General features: G+C 64.6%; 14 protein-coding genes. 9 read left to right on the forward strand and 5 right to left on the reverse strand.

Features of this window, described 5'->3' with window-relative positions; all coding sequences use genetic code 11:
* Positions 1 to 21: 21 nt before the first annotated feature.
* From Q5Z11_RS00205 to Q5Z11_RS00240, 8 genes are all read left to right on the forward strand, one after another.
* Positions 22 to 1,026: a TRAP transporter substrate-binding protein gene (locus Q5Z11_RS00205; protein ID WP_303748158.1), complete on the forward strand. Its 1,005-nt coding sequence runs from the start codon at positions 22 to 24 to the stop codon at positions 1,024 to 1,026.
* A 13-nt stretch (positions 1,027 to 1,039) separates the two neighbouring features.
* On the forward strand, positions 1,040 to 1,576 hold the full coding sequence (locus Q5Z11_RS00210) for a TRAP transporter small permease (RefSeq protein WP_303748159.1): 537 nt from the start codon (positions 1,040 to 1,042) through the stop codon (positions 1,574 to 1,576).
* A 3-nt stretch (positions 1,577 to 1,579) separates the two neighbouring features.
* Entirely contained in the window at positions 1,580 to 2,863 is a 1,284-nt protein-coding gene (locus Q5Z11_RS00215) for a TRAP transporter large permease (RefSeq protein WP_303748160.1), read from the forward strand.
* Positions 2,864 to 3,065: 202 nt separating this feature from the next.
* A complete protein-coding gene (locus tag Q5Z11_RS00220) occupies positions 3,066 to 4,529 on the forward strand; it encodes a family 43 glycosylhydrolase (protein WP_303750103.1) in 1,464 nt (487 codons plus the stop codon).
* Between the two features lie 24 nt (positions 4,530 to 4,553).
* A complete protein-coding gene (locus Q5Z11_RS00225) occupies positions 4,554 to 5,630 on the forward strand; it encodes a LacI family DNA-binding transcriptional regulator (protein ID WP_405051635.1) in 1,077 nt (358 codons plus the stop codon).
* A gap of 218 nt (positions 5,631 to 5,848) precedes the next feature.
* Positions 5,849 to 6,604: a 2-dehydro-3-deoxy-D-gluconate 5-dehydrogenase KduD gene (gene kduD / locus Q5Z11_RS00230; RefSeq protein WP_282270993.1), complete on the forward strand. Its 756-nt coding sequence runs from the start codon at positions 5,849 to 5,851 to the stop codon at positions 6,602 to 6,604.
* 441 nt (positions 6,605 to 7,045) lie between these two features.
* The gene (locus Q5Z11_RS00235; RefSeq protein WP_303748161.1) at positions 7,046 to 7,684 is read left to right on the forward strand and encodes an RpiB/LacA/LacB family sugar-phosphate isomerase; all 639 of its coding nucleotides are present in this window, start codon (positions 7,046 to 7,048) and stop codon (positions 7,682 to 7,684) included.
* A 282-nt stretch (positions 7,685 to 7,966) separates the two neighbouring features.
* Positions 7,967 to 9,148, forward strand: coding sequence for a GDSL-type esterase/lipase family protein (locus Q5Z11_RS00240; protein WP_303748162.1), 1,182 nt, complete (start codon positions 7,967 to 7,969; stop codon positions 9,146 to 9,148).
* A gap of 6 nt (positions 9,149 to 9,154) precedes the next feature.
* Here Q5Z11_RS00240 and Q5Z11_RS00245 read toward each other — a convergent pair whose 3' ends face one another.
* Positions 9,155 to 10,069, reverse strand: coding sequence for a LysR family transcriptional regulator (locus Q5Z11_RS00245; protein WP_303748163.1), 915 nt, complete (start codon positions 10,067 to 10,069; stop codon positions 9,155 to 9,157).
* 137 nt (positions 10,070 to 10,206) lie between these two features.
* Here Q5Z11_RS00245 and Q5Z11_RS00250 point away from each other — a divergent pair, with 137 nt between their 5' ends.
* Positions 10,207 to 10,917 carry a pirin family protein gene (locus Q5Z11_RS00250; RefSeq protein ID WP_303748164.1) on the forward strand — a complete coding sequence of 237 codons (711 nt, stop codon included), beginning with the start codon at positions 10,207 to 10,209 and terminating at the stop codon, positions 10,915 to 10,917.
* Between the two features lie 307 nt (positions 10,918 to 11,224).
* Here Q5Z11_RS00250 and Q5Z11_RS00255 read toward each other — a convergent pair whose 3' ends face one another.
* Genes Q5Z11_RS00255 through Q5Z11_RS00270 form a run of 4 tightly spaced genes read right to left on the reverse strand, consistent with a single transcriptional unit; the run spans position 11,225 to position 15,345 of the window.
* The gene (locus Q5Z11_RS00255; protein ID WP_303748165.1) at positions 11,225 to 11,878 is read right to left on the reverse strand and encodes a DUF2894 domain-containing protein; all 654 of its coding nucleotides are present in this window, start codon (positions 11,876 to 11,878) and stop codon (positions 11,225 to 11,227) included.
* Entirely contained in the window at positions 11,875 to 12,525 is a 651-nt protein-coding gene (locus Q5Z11_RS00260) for an OmpA family protein (RefSeq protein WP_303748166.1), read from the reverse strand. Before Q5Z11_RS00260 ends, Q5Z11_RS00255 begins: the two co-directional genes overlap by 4 nt.
* Before the next feature lie 5 nt (positions 12,526 to 12,530).
* Positions 12,531 to 14,618, reverse strand: a complete 2,088-nt coding sequence (locus tag Q5Z11_RS00265; RefSeq protein WP_303748167.1) for a DUF802 domain-containing protein — start codon at positions 14,616 to 14,618, stop codon at positions 12,531 to 12,533.
* 10 nt (positions 14,619 to 14,628) lie between these two features.
* The gene (locus Q5Z11_RS00270) at positions 14,629 to 15,345 is read right to left on the reverse strand and encodes a DUF3348 domain-containing protein (RefSeq protein ID WP_303748168.1); all 717 of its coding nucleotides are present in this window, start codon (positions 15,343 to 15,345) and stop codon (positions 14,629 to 14,631) included.
* Positions 15,346 to 15,367: the final 22 nt, after the last annotated feature.

The raw sequence follows: 15,367 nt of genomic DNA on the forward strand, positions 1-15,367 counted from the left end.
AGCAACGCGTTGGAGGGCGCTATGGTTACTCGAAGAGGCTTTCTCAAAACCGGCATGGGGGCATTGGCCATGCCGGTACTCGCCGCCTGCTCTGGCGGCGGCAAGGGTGCGACCGCCGGCAGTCAGCTGCTGACCGCCACCGATGTGCACGTGGCGGACTATCCGACGGTCACCGCGGTGAAGTGGATCGGCGAACAGCTGCTGCGCGAAACCGGTGGCCGCCTGGGTTTGAACCAGTTCCACTCCGGCCAGCTCGGCCGTGAGTCCGAGGCGATCGACATGGCCCGCTTCGGTGCCATCGACATCACCCGCGTCTATTCCGGCGCGCTCAACAATGCGTTCCCGCTGACCCGCGCGCTGTGCCTGCCGTATGTCTTCGACTCGGTCGACCATATGCGCCGCGCGCTCGATGGCAGTATCGCCGATGCGGTGCTGCAGGGCTTTGAGAGCCGCGAACTGGTTGGCCTGGCGGTCTATGACTCCGGTGCGCGCAGCTTCTACAACACCAAGCACCCGATCATCACGCCCAAGGACCTGCACGGCTTGAAGCTGCGCGTGGCCAGCTCGGACATCTTCCTGCAGCTGATGCGCCTGTTCGGTGCCAATCCCACGCCGATGTCGCTGGGCGACACGTTCTCCGGCATGGAGACGCACATGATCGACGGCGCCGAGAACAACATGCGCAGCTTCCATTCCAGCCGTCATTTCGAGGCTGCGCATTACTGGTCGGAAAGCCAGCACTCGTACGCGCCGGACATCCTGCTGATGTCGCGCCGCAGCCTGGACGCGCTGACCCCGTCCGATCGTCGCCTGCTGATCGATCTGGCGCGGCAATCGGTGCAGGTGATGCGCACCGCCTGGGACGCATCCGAAGACAAGGCCCGCGAGGCGGTACTGGCTGCCGGTGTGAAGTCGAACGCGGTCGACATGCCGGCGTTCCGCGCCGCTGCCGAACCGCTGCTGCGTGACTACCTGCAGCAGGCCGATATCGCCGCGCTGCACCGTCGCATCCGCGACTTCGCCTGAGGGGGCCGTACCGATGTCTGATTCCAACGTACAAGCGGCCCCGGCAGGACTCCAGCGCGTGCTGGAGAAAGTTGCCGATGTGGTCATCTATATCGCCGTCGCCGCCCTGCTTGGGCTGGTGGTGGTGCAGGGCTGGCAGGTCTTCGCCCGCTATGTGATCAACGATTCACCGAGCTGGACCGAACCGGTCACGCTGTTGCTGCTGAGCACCACGATGAGCATGGGCGCTGCCGCCGGTGTGTATACCAATCGTCACTTTGGCTTCTTCCTGTTGGCCGAGCAGATGCACCCGCTGGTCAAGCGCCTGATCGATGCGCTGGTGCCGCTGATCGTCGGCACCATCGGCGGCTTCCTCGCCTGGTGGGGTTGGGTGTTGTGGCTGGACGGCCTGCATATCAAGACCGCCGGTGCCAACCTGCCGCAGAGCGTGAACTACCTGCCGCTGAGCATCGGTGGTGCGCTGATGGCGGTGTTCGCACTCAATCGCCTGCTGTTGTCGCTGCGCGTTGGCGCCGGCACTGCTGTCAACGCTGCCGAAGGGGACCGCTGAGTCATGGGTATCGCAATTCTTTTCGCCGTATTCGGCGTGCTGTTGTTGATCGGCGTGCCGGTGGCCTATGCGCTTGCCGCTGCAGCGTTGGCCACCCTGCTGTATCTGGATATTCCCAGCATCGTGCTGGTGCAGCAGATATCCGCCGGCACCGGCTCGGCCTCGTTGATCGCCATTCCGCTTTTCATCTTTGCCGGTGAAATCATGATGCGCGGCGGTATTTCCGAGCGTCTTATTTCCCTTGCGTCGTCGCTGGTTGGCCGCATGCGCGGTGGCCTGGGCCAGGTCTCGATCCTGTCCTCGCTGTTCTTCGGCGGTGTGTCCGGTTCGGCTATTGCCGACGTGTCGGCGGTGGGCGGCACGATGATTCCGCAGATGGTCAAGCGTGGTTACGACCGTGATTTCGCGGTCAACGTCAGCATCACCGCCGCCTTGGTGGCGCTGCTGGTACCGCCCTCGCATAACCTGATCCTGTTCTCGGCTGCGGCCGGTGGTGGTCTGTCCATTGCCGACCTTTTCGCCGCAGGCATCGTGCCGGCCTTGTTGATGACGGTGGTATTGATGATCACCGGTTACGTGGTCGCGCGTCGTCGTGGTTACGGCGTGGAAGCCTTCCCGGGCTGGCGCGCGGTGCTGCTGCGGTTGGTTGCCGCCCTGCCCGGCCTCGGCCTGGTCGGCCTGATCTTCTTCGGTATCCGCGCCGGTATCTTCACCGCGGTGGAGTCGGCGGCAATCGCCGTGGTCTACGCCTTGCTGGTGACCACCGTGCTGTACCGCCAGCTGCGCATCAAGGAGTTCTTCGAGACCGTCATCCATGCGGCGCGCAGCACCGGTGTGATCCTGTTCGTGATCGCCACCGCTGCGGTGTTCGGCTGGTTGCTGGCCTACCTGCAGGTACCTGCGGCGGCGGTGGATTTCCTGCAGTCCTTCGCCCACAGCAAGTACATGGTGTTGTTGATGATCGTGGTGATGCTGCTGTTGCTGGGCACCTTCATGGACCTGGCGCCGATGATCCTGATCTGCACGCCGATCTTCCTGCCGGTGGCCAAGGCTTATGGCATCGATCCGATCCACTTCGGTCTGGTGCTGGTGCTGACCGGTGGCCTCGGCCTGGTCACGCCGCCGGTGGGCTCGGTGCTGTTCATCGGTACCGCCATCGGCAAGATCAGCGTCGGCGAAAGCATGAAGACCATCTGGCCGTTCTGGATGGCCGGCCTGCTGGTGCTGTTGATCGTGACCTTCTTCCCCGAACTGTCGCTGTGGCTGCCGGCCCTGCTGCGTAGCTGATGCATGCACGCTGCGGACAGGCTCGTGCCTGTCCGCAGCCGTGGTTTGACGCTGGCGTATCCGCCGCGCCTTCAACCTGGAGATGTCGATGAACGTGACCCGTACCCTGGCCGCGCTGGCCACCGCATGCCTGTTGGCCGTCGTGCCGGCCTGGGCCGCCGATGCACCGATCAGTCCGAAGCGTGGCATCGAGCACCAGCGCATGGCCGATCTGGGCAATGGCAGCTTCCTCAACCCGGTGCTGGCCGGCGACCACCCGGATCCGTCGGTGCTCAAGGACGGTGATGATTACTACCTCACCCTGTCCTCCTTCGACGCCTATCCCGGCCTGCCGATCTGGCATTCGCGCGACCTGGTCAACTGGCAGCCGCTGGGCCATGCCATCACCACCAACGTCGGCGCGATCTGGGCGCCGGACATCATCAAGCACAAGGGCCGCTACTTCATCTACTTCCCGGCGCGCACCGGTGATTCGCGCAGCAATTTCGTGGTCTGGGCCGACGACATCAAGGGCCCGTGGAGCGAGCCGATCGACATCGGCCTGTCCGGTTACATCGACCCCGGCCACGCCGTGGGCGAGGACGGCAAGCGCTACCTGTTCCTGTCCGGTGGCGACTACGTGCAGATCAGCGATGACGGCCTGAGCGTGGTCGGCAAGCCCAGGCATGTCTATGACGGCTGGCGTTACCCGGAAAGCTGGGACGTCGAGTCGTACGCCCAGGAAGGCCCGAAGATCAGCCAGCGCAATGGCTGGTATTACATGACCACCGCAGTCGGCGGCACCGCCGGTCCGCCGACCGGGCACATGGTCATCACCGCACGCTCGCGCTCGATCCACGGGCCGTGGGAAAACGCACCCAACAACCCCATCACCCGCACCGTCGATCGCGCCGAGCCGTGGTGGTCGCGTGGCCATGCCACCCTGATCGAAGGCACCGATGGCCGCGGCTGGATGATGTACCACGGCTACGAGAACGGTTATTGGACGCTGGGCCGACAGATGCTGCTGGAACCGATCGAGTGGACCGATGATGGTTGGTTCGTCGCCAAAGGCGGCGATCTGGGCGCGCCGCTGGCCAAGCCCTCCGGCGAGGCGCTGCCGCATGGCATGGCGCTGTCCGATGACTTCAAGGGCGGCAAGCTCGGCCCGCAGTGGTCGTTCTTCAACCCGGCCCGTGACGAGTACCAGCGGCTGTCCTTCGACAAGGACGGCATGAGCCTGCAGGGCAAGGGCACCACCCCGCGTGACAGCTCACCGCTGACTGCCATTGCCGGCGACGTCGCCTATCAGTTCGAAGTGGAAATGGACATCGAGCCGGGTGCCTTCGGCGGCGCCCTGCTGTATTACAGCGACCGCCTGTATGCCGGCGTGGGCAGCAACGGCGAGCAGTTCATCCTGCACCGCTACGGCGAGGAGCGCCCTACCCGGCCCCAGCCCAGCACCACTGGCGGCAAGCTGTGGCTCAGGGTCACCAACAACCGCCACATCCTCACCGTCCACACCTCCAAGGACGGCCACAGCTGGCAGAAGTATCCTGTTCAGATGGAAGTCTCCGGCTACCATCACAATGTGGCGGGGAAATTCCTTGCACTGAAGCCGGCCATCTATGCCGCCGGCAACGGCAAGGTCCACTTCCGCCAGTTCCGCTACCGTGCTCTGGATTGAGTGCGGCCCGATAGAATGCCCGTCATGAACGGTTTCAAGGACATCGCCTTGCGCAAGAAAGCCGACGCCGCCACCACGCCCCAGTCACTGGGGCGGCCCGCAACCATCAACGACATCGCGCGGCTGTCGGGTGTTTCCAAGAAGACGGTCTCGCGGATCATCAACAACTCACCGTTGGTGCGCAAAGACACCCGCGACAAGGTTGAAGCGCTGATGCGCGAGGTCGGCTACACGCCCGACCCGCTGGCCCGCGGGCTGGCGTTCCGGCGCTCGTTCCTGATCGGCATGGTCTACGACAACCCCACCGCGCAATACGTGGTGGACATGCAGAACGGTGCATTGGATGCGCTGCGCGGTTCCAGCTTCGAGCTGGTGGTGCACCCCTGCGATACCCGCAGCCCCGGCTACATCGAGGGCGTGAAGCGCTTCGTGCAGCAGCAGAAGCTGCACGGCGTGATCCTGGTGCCGCGCGCGTCCGAAGACCAGGCGCTGGCCGACATGCTGGACGAGATCGGCTGCCGCTTCACCCGCATCGCCTCGCTGCCGCTGGATGAAACCTCGCAGATGGTGATCACCCACGACCGTGACGGCGCCGCCGAAGCGGCCGATTACCTGCTGTCGCTGGGCCACCGCGACATCGCCCTGATCACCGGCCCCACCGCCTACCGCTCGGCCCATGAGCGCACCGCGGGCTTCCTTGAGGCCTTGGAGCGACGCGGCATCGAACTGCCGCCGGCGCGCATCATCGAGGCCGGTTACACCTTCGAATCCGGTGTGGCCGCGGCCGAGAAGCTGCTGCTGGGCAAGCAGCGCCCGACCGCCATCTTCACCGGTAACGATGAGATGGCTGCCGGCGTCTACAAGGTCGCCATGCGTGCCGGCATCAGCATTCCGCGCGAGTTGTCGATCGTCGGTTACGACGACAGCCCGCTGGCGTCGCGCCTGTGGCCATCGCTGACCTCGGTGCGCCGCAACACCCGTGACACCGGGAGAACAGCGGCTGCGATGCTGATCCAGCCGGAGGGCAAGACCGCCATGCCGATGGCCAGCGTGCGCCCGCATCTGATCGTGCGCGATTCCTGCCAGCCGCCGCAGGACTGATAGATCCCAAGTTTTTGTTTTGTAACGGAAACTACTTATCTTGCAGTGCAAAATGACACCGGTTTCCATAATTGGCTAGAATCGCCCGGCAGGCCCGCGGATTGCAGCGGCGGGCCACTGGACAGATGTGCTGACCGGGACCGACCCGGCGCCATCGCCCCGCTCCGGCACCCGCCGCCGGCAGCACTACCGAACTACCGCTCTGGGAGAGGAACAGCATGACGAATCCATTCAGTCTCGAAGGCAAGGTCGCCCTGGTAACCGGTGCCAATACCGGTCTGGGCCAGGGCATCGCGCTGGCGCTGGCCGCCGCCGGTGCCGACATTGCCGGCGCCGGCATCGTCCCGGCCGACGAGACCGCCGAGAAGGTGCGCGCGCTGGGCCGCCGTTTCCTCAACATCGAAGCCAACCTGATCAGCATCGAGCCGGTCGAGCGCGTGGTTGCCGAGACCGTTGCAGGCCTGGGCCGCCTGGATATCCTGGTCAACAACGCCGGCCTGATCCGTCGCGCCGACGCAGTGGATTTCAGCGAGAAGGATTGGGATGACGTGATGAACGTCAACATCAAGTCCGCGTTCTTCATGAGCCAGGCAGCCGGCAAGCATTTCATCGCCCAGGGCAGCGGCAAGATCATCAACATCGCCTCGATGCTGTCCTTCCAGGGCGGCGTGCGGGTGCCGTCGTATACCGCTTCCAAGAGCGGCATCGCCGGCATCACCCGCCTGCTGGCCAATGAGTGGGCAGGCAAGGGCGTGACCATCAATGCCATCGCCCCGGGTTACATGGCGACCGACAACACCGCGCAGCTGCGTGCTGACGAAGACCGCAACAAGGCGATCCTGGACCGCATCCCGGCCGGTCGCTGGGGCAAGCCGGAAGACCTGGGCGGTACGGCAGTGTTCCTGGCTTCGAGCGCGTCGGATTACGTCAACGGCGCGATCATTCCGGTGGATGGTGGTTGGTTGGCGCGCTGAGGATTGAAGGTGGTGAGGCGCAGTTGAAAGGCTGGTAGGAAGCGTAAAGCTGAAGAGCCAGAAGCGCTGAAGAGCCAGGAGCGCCCTCACCCCTACCCCTCTCCCGCGTGCGGGAGAGGGGAAAGCAAGAGCCAAGGCAGGAGCAGGAGCAGGAGCAGAAGCAACAGCCAAGGCCAAAGCAACAGCCAAAGCCAAAGCAACAGCTGAAGCAACAGCTGAAGCAGAGGCAAATGTAGAGGCAAATGTAGAGGCAAATGCAAATGCAGAGGCAGATGCGACAGCGATAGCGAGCGGAGGCAGCCAAGCAGCAGTCGCGCGCAGCACAGATTTCCCTTCTCCCGCATGCGGGAGAAGGTGCCCCGAAGGGGCGGATGAGGGGAGCTCTTGCTTCTGCTTCCACCTCATCACCAACAACGTTTCCCCCTAATCGAGAGTCACGCAATGAAAATCGCATTGATGCAGGAGTTCAGCCAGGCCGCCAAGAACCCGGTGGTGCTGGAGCAGCTCAACACCGTCGCCGCTGCACAGGGCCACGACGTGTTCAACGTTGGCATGGACGGTGACAATGATCACCGCCTGACCTACATCCACCTCGGCATCTGCGCCGCGCTGCTGCTCAACGCCAAGGCCGTGGATTTCGTGGTCGCCGGCTGCGGCACCGGGCAGGGCGCGATGATGTCGCTCAATGCATGGCCGGGCGTGTACTGCGGCTACTGCATCGAGCCGACCGATGCCTTCCTGTTCGCCCAGGTCAACAGCGGCAACGCGCTGGCACTGCCGTTCGCCAAGGGCTTCGGCTGGGGCGCGGAAATCAACATCCGCTACATCTTCGAGAAGGCATTTGCCGGTGAGCGTGGCCAGGGTTACCCGGCCGAGCGCAAGGAATCGCAGATGGCCAACGCCGGCATCCTGGCGCAGGTGAAGCAGGGCGCCTCCAAGGACTTCGTCGAAGGCCTGAAGTCCATCGACCAGGAACTGGTGAAGCAGGCCGTCGGCGGCGAGCGCTTCCAGAAGGCGTTCTTCGACAACGCGCAGGACGAGAACATCGTCGCCTACGTGAAGAGCGTGCTGGGCAAGTAAGCCCACGCATGCAGTAGCGCCCTTGCGGGCAGACAAGGGCGCCTGCGGGCGCCTTTGTTGTTTGTCGACAGACGCGTGTATGCCTACGGGCACTCCGTGCAGCAGGATTCCAGCCCTTCTCCCCTTGTGGGAGAAGGTGCCCGAAGGGCGGAAGAGGGGAGGCGTGCATTGCACGCATGCTTCTTGGTGCTGGAACTCATCAAGCCAGCGATCTTCGATCGCGTCCCTTCTCCCCAACCCCTCTCCGCAAGGGGAGAGGGGCTTCAAGGCGCATAGCACCGCATGAAGACCTCAGCTCTTATCCTCATCCTCCTCAGCGCCTTCTCAACCAGCGCCCAAGCCAATGAGCCGACCCATCGCGTCTTCATAGCGGCAGACTCCACCGCCGCCAGCTACGGACCCGAACGCGCGCCACAAGCGGGCTGGGGTCAGGTGCTGCAGAGCTGGCTCGACGACAGCCAATGGCAGGTACGCAACCACGCCGTCGGCGGCCGCAGCACCCGCAGCTTCATCAACGAAGGGCGACTGGATGCAATCGAGAAAGAGCTGCAACCTGGCGACGTATTGCTGATCCAGTTCCGTCACAACGACGCCAAGTTGGAAGACGCAACGCGCTATACCGATCCAGACGGTGACTATCAACAGTTCCTCTCGCGCTACATCGCCGTTGCACGTGCGAAAGGCGCAACGCCAATCCTGATCACCCCCGTCGCACGCCTGCTCTACGATTTCGGTGCATTGCTCGACACCCACGGGCGCTACACGCTGGCGATGAAGCAGGTCGCCAAAGCGCAGGACGTGCAGCTGATCGATCTCAACGCCAGTTCAATGGCATGGATACGCGCGCTGGGCGAGCAGGGCGCCAAGTCCTATTTCATGTTCGTGCCCGAGCAGAACAAGGCCGACGGTACCCACTTCAGCGCAGCCGGCGCGACTGCGGTGGCCTGCCTGGTGATGCGCGGCTGGGTGGATATCGCGCCGCAACTGAAACCCTTGCTCAAGCGCGATATCGACTGTGGAGCCATCAGTGCAACGCAAGGCATTGTTGCTTCGACGCCAAGCGCGGCGGCCCCTGTTGTGGCAACGCCAAAGCAGGATCGAGGCGACACGCACGGTTCCCAGGTCGTCCGCGAACAGGACATCGGCCGCCAGCAGCCCGGCCCGCACGGCGGTGCAGGACCGACCACCGCTTACTCGTTCTTCGCCGACGTAAATGATCTGCCCTTCGTGATGCGCAAGCGCGTGCTGCACAAAGGCGCGGGCATCGGCCTGCATCCGCAGCACAAGGACGAGATCTATTACATCGTCAGCGGACGCGGCCTTTACGTGCTGGACGGCAAGCAATACGAGGTCGGCCCCGGCCACGCCTTGCTTACCCGCAGCGGCAGCAGCCACGCACTGCAGCAGGTCGGTGAGGAAGACCTGGTGGTGATGCTGGCATACCCGGCTACGGCTCCGCGTTGAGGGGACTCAGCGCAGCGCCCACGGCTCCTTCTCCAGACGCTGCGCAAGATAGTCGATCAAGGCCTGCACACGTGCAGGCCGGTGCAGGCCGGGTGGGGTGATGATGCTCAGTGCCAGTGGCTCCACCTTCCAATCGTCCATGGCGGTCTGCAGCTGGCCATCACGCAGTTGTTCCCAGACCAGGAACTCCGGCTGCAAGGCGAGCCCGAGTCCTGCCTGCAGGGCGGCATCGAATATCTCGGCATTGTTGGCCTGCAGCTGGCGCGGCACGGTCTGTGCGAACTCGCCGTGCCGCGGGTGGCGGAAGCGCCAGGTGTTGCCGCTGCGGGTATAGCTGTATTGGAAACCGCGGTGCTGGGCCAGATCGCGCGGGTGGGTGGGGCGCCCGTGTGCCTCGAAGTAGGCAGGCGACCCGACCAGCAGGATGCGGACCTGGCATAGCTGGCGCGCGCGCAGGCTGGAGTCGGCCAGCGTGGAGATGCGCAGCGCCATGTCGAAGCGCTCGGCCACCAGATCCACCATCTGGTCGCTGAGCTGGATATCCAGCTCCACGTCCGGATGCGCCTGCATGAACCCAGGCAGCAACGGCGCCAACCGCGACACGCCGAACGACATCGGTGCCGCCAGCCGGATCAGGCCGCGCAGCGCCGCTGAACGATCGGCCACTTCCGCCTCCACCGCTTCGCCCTCGTCGAGGATGCGTGCTGCCCGCTCCAGCGCAGCTTCACCGGCAGCGGTCAGCGACATGCGCCGCGAGGTGCGGTGGAACAGGCTGGTGCCGATACGCGTCTCCAGCCGGGTGATGGCCTTGGAAACGGTAGCCTGCGACAGCTGCAGCTCCTCGGCGGCGCGGGCGAAGGAGCCGGCTTCGGCAACCTTGGCGAAGATGGCCCAGGCTTCCAGGTCAGGCAGGCGGTTCATGGCAGCGGCTCGCAGGGCAGGGTGGGGCGATCATCTCACAAATGGAAAGAATGCTTTTCCATACTTTCTATTCTCGGCATCGTGGTGCAGGCCTAGACTTTCCCACATCGAAACCCCACCGCCTTCAGGAGAACGCCATGATTGAACGTCGCCCATTTGCCAGCCTCGGTGGAGCCAATCACGGCTGGCTCGATGCCAAGCACCACTTTTCCTTCGCCGAGTACCAGGACAGCAAGCGCATGAACTGGGGCACGATGCGGGTCTGGAATGACGACACCATCCAGCCTGGCACCGGCTTCCCGCCGCACCCGCATGCCGAGATGGAAATCATCACCTACGTCCGCGAAGGCGCCATCAGCCACAAGGACGACCAGGGCAACCAGGGCCGTACCGAAGCCGGCGATGTGCAGGTGATGAGTGCCGGCACCGGTATCCGCCACGCTGAGTACAACCTGGAAGCAGGCGTCACCAGGATCTTCCAGATCTGGATCTTCCCCGACCAGCGCGGTGGCAAGCCGTCCTGGGGCAGCAAGCCTTTCCCGAAGGGCGAGCGCTCGGGCCGCTTCATCACCCTGGCCAGTGGCATGGACGGTGACGACGATGCACTGCCGATCCGCGCCAACGCCCGCGTCCTGGGCGCCACGCTGAAGGCCGGCGAGAGCACCGAGTACCACTTCACCGATGCCGACCGTTACGGCTATTTGGTGCCGAACACCGGCAAGGTCGAAGTCAGCGGCGTGCTGCTGGAAGCCCGCGATGGTGCAGCCATCAGCGGCGAGACCAGCATCCGCATCACCGCGCTGGAAGACTCCGAGCTGGTGCTGGTGGACACCCCAGCACTGCAATAAGCAAAACCGGGGTCAGAGTCAGGTTTCCGTTTACCCAAGCGGAGTTGCGTTGCCCGGGTTGCGAAGCTGGTGGTGCACCGGCTTCGCGATTCGCTCAGGGTTTGTAGGAGCGGCGTAAGCCGCGAAGCTGACATTGCTGAAGTCGTGAGCGGCAGTGCCATCTGTTGGTGTATCAGCTTCGCGGCTTATGCCGCTCCCACAAGAATCCCGCATCGCTGGACACCGGCTATTTCTGCTCACGCAAACGACAAAGGCGCGGATGTCCGCGCCTTTGTCGTTGTTGTTCTCCGATCCTTGCGGCGGCCGCTCACGCCTTCTTGCGGCTGGCCTTGCGCTTGCTGGCGGCGCGGGTCGGCTCGACCACGGTGTCGGTGCCGCTGACCGGCTCCATCCAGGTGAGCACATCCACGTAGGCGATGAAGTGCTGCAGATACTCCGGTGACACTTCCTGCATCAATGCCATTGCACGGTAGGTGAGCACACTGGAGTGCAGCGGGCCAGCATCTTCGGGCAGCGAATCCAGGCATTGGCGCAGCAGGCTGTCGATGCGGATGCGGCTCCACAACTGCTGGAATTCATCCAGCGCCGGCATCAGCGCGGTGTCGCTGACGTCACTGGCATCAGAGGAATCGACAGCGTCGCTGGCGGTGTTGGTTGCTCGCAACGGTAATTGGTACTGCAATGGATCCGCCGCCAACTGCTGCAACAGTGCCTGCATTGGACTTTCGCTTGCGCTGCTCGCAGCGGGCACAACAAGCTCGGCCCCAGCGACAAGCTGCGCGTACGCATCGATCAACTGCGACAGCCGCACATCCAACTGCTCACGCGCGCTGCCGCTGTAAGCTTGCGCGCGCTGTGCCAGCGACGCGATCAGCTCGAAGCGTGATGGATCGAAACGATCAGCACCACTCTCGCGCCATGCCTGCAGTTGGGCGAGTGCTGTTGAATCAACCGGCATCATTGCGCGGCGTCGGCCTTGCCGTCCTGCTTGGGACGCGGGATCGGCGCGATCTCGACGCGGCGATTCTTTGCCCGTCCAGCCTCGTCATCATTGCTGCTGACCGGCTGCTCGGCGCCGAAGGCGGCGGCGAACACCGACTGCGACGGCACACCATCGGCGATCAGGGTGCGGGTGACGGTGAGTGCGCGCGCCGCGGACAGCTCCAGATTGTCGGCGAAGCGGCCATGGACCACACGCACCGGTTGATTGTCGGTGAAGCCGCTGACCATCAGGATCTCCTCGCGTGCACCCAGGTAGTCCCGCAACGGCGCTGCGATGCTCTGCAGCAGCTCGCGACCTTCCGGCTGCAGCTGGTCGGAGTTGAGCGCGAACAACACGCTGCCGCTGATGCCGATGCGGCCGTTGATGACGGTGACGCGGCCGGCTGCCAATGGCGCGGCCAGCGCCTGTTCCAGTGTCTTCAGCTTGGCGGTCTGTTCCTGGCGCTGCTTCACTTCCTCATCCAAACGGTTGTGCAGCAGCAACTGGATGCCGATCACGCTGGCCAGGATCAGCACGAAGGCGCCGAGCAGCACCGACATCAGGTCGCCGAACGCGGCCCAGGTGGTGGCGCTGGATTCGGCGTCGAATTCGATTTCGTCGCTCATCGCGCTCAGGCTCCGGCGTTGTCGCGGGCTTCGGCCAGCTGCTGCAGTTCGCCGATGATCTGCTTCTGCGAGAGCATGCTCAGGTCCACCACTTCGCGCGCCTGCGCGATGTAGTAGGCCAGCTGCTCATCGCTGCGTGCCAGCGACTTGTCCAATGCGCTTTCGATCAGCTGCAGGCGTTCGCCCAAGGCGGCAGTGGACTGGCCGAACAGCTGCACCGCACTGCCGAAGGCATCGCCCAAGCTGGCCATTTCGACCGCGCTGGCGGTGACGTTGGCGGCGGCGTGGTCGAGCTTGCTGGTCTCACTTTCGAGTTGGTTGCTGAAGCGGCTGCCGACGCGTTCGAGCAGATCCGCTGAAGTGCTGACCAGTGCGTCGACTGCGCTGCGTTGCTCGGTCGATGCGTGGTTGACCGCGCCGAGCAGGGTTTCCAGCGTGGACAGCAGATGGCCGCGTTCTTCCAGCATGGCAGTGTCGCGGACCATGCTGTCGGAGAGCTTCTGGCGCAGCTCGGCCACCACTTCGGCAGCGGCGCGCGGTGCTTCGGAGGCGGTTTGGACGAGTCGCGAGATCTCGGCGATGGTGTCGCGGGCCTGCGCCTGCTGCTGTTCGCTCATGGCCTGGGTGGTTTGCGCCAAGCTGTCGCAGATCTGCTGCTGGCGCTGTGCGACAGCCTCGCCATTGCGCTGCCAGCTGCTGTCCAGCGTGCTGACCATCGTCGACAGACTCTGCGACCACTGGCCCAGGCGCTGTTCGTCGCGTTCGGCGAACGCGCTCTGCAGTTGTTCGTGCGATTGCTGCAGCGAAGACAGCAGCGACTGCGCGTGCTGTTCAAACGCAGACGAAGCCGCGAGCAAGGCCTGCTCGTTGCGCTGCGCCAGTTCGTCATGCGCGCTGCGCTGCTGCGCCAGTGCATCGCGCCACGCTTCGGCGGTACGGACGACGTTGTCTTCCATGCGCGCGGCGACGCCGTCGATCAGACTGTTGGAGCGCTGTTCGAAGTTGCTGCCGAACTGTGCAAGTGCCTGCTGCAGCTGTTCGGTTAGCGCGCTGTTGCTGCGCTGCTGTTGCTCCAGTGCGCTGTTCCAGCTGCTGCCCGCAGTTGCGGCCGCACTCTGCACGGCGGCGTTGATGCCTTCCAGTTGCTTGTGCACGGCGCTGTCGATGCTGGCGTGCAACGCATTGGACTTGTCAGCAAGCCCGGCCATGGTGGCGTCGACGACCGGCTGCAGCGCAGCGCCCACCGCATTGGCCTGCTGGGTGATGCCGGCCTGCATCGATTGCTGCAGCGATGCCGCCAGCTGCGTGTAAGCCGCTTCGGTGCGCTGGTGGAACTCCTGCTGGCTGGCCTGCAGGCGTTCGTTGTTGGCCTGGTGCTGCTGTTCCAGGCTGCTCATCATGGATTGCAGGCGCTCGACCAGGGTTGGCATCAACGCGTTCTGTTCCTGCAGCAGGCGGAAGGTCTCGCCGCGCTGGAAACTCTGCGAATGCGTGCGCAGCTGGCTGGCAATACCAGCATCCAGTTCCTGCACGGCCTGCGCGCGTTCGCGGCGCAGCAGCGCCGACAACAGGCCGAGTGCGGCCGAACTGGCGACACCGGCGATGGAGGTGCCGAAGGCAAAACCAAGCCCCTTGACCGGTGCAGCCAGCGAGCTGCGGATGGCATCAAGATCGGTGGCGCTTTCCAGCGCCAGGCCGGTGCCGCGCAGGGTCGCCATCATGCCGAGCAGGGTGCCAAGCATGCCAAGCAACACCAGCAGGCCGACCAGGTACGGGGTCAACGCAGGAGCGGGCAGGCCGACGCGTTCGCCCTGCACGCGCAGGCGTACCGGGCCGCGCAGACCCGGCTGCAGGCGGGCGAGCCAGCCGTCGAGGTTGTCTGTGGCTTCACCGATGGATGGCAAGGCCTGCTGTAAGGTGCCGGTGGCCTGGCGGTAGCGGAACAGTTCCACCGCGCCGGCCAGATAGCAGGCGGCGATGACGGCGGCGACCACCGCAGCCAGCGGATGGGTGCCGGCATAGCCGATGCCGATCCAGCACACGGCCAACAGGCCAACAAGGAAGACAACGACTGCAACGAGGTTTCTGGACATGAGGTACGGATTACCGGGTGCGTAGCGCTGCAAGCAGGCCATCGATGGGGTGGAAGCGGACATCCAGTTCGGCCAGCAGCGCGATGCGCAGGTCTTGCCGGAACGTGGCCAGCCAGGGGCCGGTGGGTGCCGCGGTGGGATCCGATGCGGCTGCATCGGCGGGGTCGTGCGCGGCGGCGTCATGCAGCCGTTGGTAGTGCTGGCCCAGCAGGGCCGGCACATGGGAAAGCAGGGTGTGTTCGCGCGGGCTGAGGGTGGCTTCCATCACCGCGTCGACTTCGGCCAGGCGCGCCTTGGACACGGACTGCCGGGCCAGCATGTCACGCAGGCGGCCGCGCAGGCGGCCGCTGGCGGTCTGCATGGCACGTTGCTGGTTCAGGTAATGCTGGCGGTAGGGGGCGAAGCCGGGCGGCAGCTCGGCATCGGCCGGCGCTGGATTGCGTGGCGGGCTGAGGTCGATGTCGGCCTGGATGGCTTCCATCAGCCTGGTTCGCACATTGGCGTATTCGGCATCCTGCGCCGGATCGTAGGCAGCACCGGGTTCGGCCTCGGGCGGCAGGTTGTCCAGCGCCTTGGACAGGGTGATGGCACGGTTCCAGTCGAACCACTGCGCCAGCCGCTCCGGCACCGCAGGCGCCGCAGGGGAGGTTCCCTCGTCATTGAAGCGGGCCAGCAGGCGAATGAACGCCGGGCCCAGAACGGGCGCCCGTTCGGATGCTTTCGCCATGGTCCTGACTAAAAATTGGCCA

It is taken from the genome of Stenotrophomonas sp. 610A2, from assembly GCF_030549615.1.
Lineage (GTDB): Bacteria > Pseudomonadota > Gammaproteobacteria > Xanthomonadales > Xanthomonadaceae > Stenotrophomonas > Stenotrophomonas pigmentata.

Bases quoted from the DNA above. Each gene is read 5' to 3' on its own strand.
- Q5Z11_RS00205 (WP_303748158.1), top strand. From the start codon at position 22: ATGGTTACTCGAAGAGGCTTTCTCAAAACCGGCATGGGGGCATTGGCC.
- Q5Z11_RS00210 (WP_303748159.1), top strand. From the start codon at position 1,040: ATGTCTGATTCCAACGTACAAGCGGCCCCGGCAGGACTCCAGCGCGTG.
- Q5Z11_RS00215 (WP_303748160.1), top strand. From the start codon at position 1,580: ATGGGTATCGCAATTCTTTTCGCCGTATTCGGCGTGCTGTTGTTGATC.
- Q5Z11_RS00220 (WP_303750103.1), top strand. From the start codon at position 3,066: ATGGCCGATCTGGGCAATGGCAGCTTCCTCAACCCGGTGCTGGCCGGC.
- Q5Z11_RS00225 (WP_405051635.1), top strand. From the start codon at position 4,554: ATGAACGGTTTCAAGGACATCGCCTTGCGCAAGAAAGCCGACGCCGCC.
- kduD (WP_282270993.1), top strand. From the start codon at position 5,849: ATGACGAATCCATTCAGTCTCGAAGGCAAGGTCGCCCTGGTAACCGGT.
- Q5Z11_RS00235 (WP_303748161.1), top strand. From the start codon at position 7,046: ATGAAAATCGCATTGATGCAGGAGTTCAGCCAGGCCGCCAAGAACCCG.
- Q5Z11_RS00240 (WP_303748162.1), top strand. From the start codon at position 7,967: ATGAAGACCTCAGCTCTTATCCTCATCCTCCTCAGCGCCTTCTCAACC.
- Q5Z11_RS00245 (WP_303748163.1), bottom strand. From the start codon at position 10,069: ATGAACCGCCTGCCTGACCTGGAAGCCTGGGCCATCTTCGCCAAGGTT.
- Q5Z11_RS00250 (WP_303748164.1), top strand. From the start codon at position 10,207: ATGATTGAACGTCGCCCATTTGCCAGCCTCGGTGGAGCCAATCACGGC.
- Q5Z11_RS00255 (WP_303748165.1), bottom strand. From the start codon at position 11,878: ATGATGCCGGTTGATTCAACAGCACTCGCCCAACTGCAGGCATGGCGC.
- Q5Z11_RS00260 (WP_303748166.1), bottom strand. From the start codon at position 12,525: ATGAGCGACGAAATCGAATTCGACGCCGAATCCAGCGCCACCACCTGG.
- Q5Z11_RS00265 (WP_303748167.1), bottom strand. From the start codon at position 14,618: ATGTCCAGAAACCTCGTTGCAGTCGTTGTCTTCCTTGTTGGCCTGTTG.
- Q5Z11_RS00270 (WP_303748168.1), bottom strand. From the start codon at position 15,345: ATGGCGAAAGCATCCGAACGGGCGCCCGTTCTGGGCCCGGCGTTCATT.